This window comes from Vibrio sp. OPT20, from assembly GCF_963889365.1.
GTDB lineage: Bacteria > Pseudomonadota > Gammaproteobacteria > Enterobacterales > Vibrionaceae > Vibrio > Vibrio splendidus.
Genome location: NZ_CAWPOA010000095.1, coordinates 1 through 313 on the forward strand (window position 1 = coordinate 1; position 313 = coordinate 313).

At 41.5% G+C, this 313-nt stretch carries 1 tRNA gene; it reads right to left on the reverse strand.

Annotated elements, in window-relative coordinates:
• Positions 1-124 precede the first annotated feature (124 nt).
• Positions 125-200, reverse strand: a tRNA-Glu gene (locus tag AACR09_RS19565).
• Positions 201-313: the final 113 nt, after the last annotated feature.

Sequence of the window (313 nt, forward strand, 5' to 3'; positions counted from 1 at the left end):
AACTTTTAAATTTGATTGAATTACTCGTAAGTAATCAATCAGTCAGCTTTCCAAATTGTTAAAGAGCTTGATTCAAACTAATGAACCATTTTTAAATACTCTGATAGAAGAGAATACTTAAAGATGGTATCCCGTAGGGGAGTCGAACCCCTGTTACCGCCGTGAAAGGGCGGTGTCCTAGGCCTCTAGACGAACGGGACACTAGTATCTCTTAACTTTTCTAAACCTAATCAATCTGTGTGGACACTCATCGTGACTATCTTCGTATAAGGAGGTGATCCAGCCCCAGGTTCCCCTAGGGCTACCTTGTTAC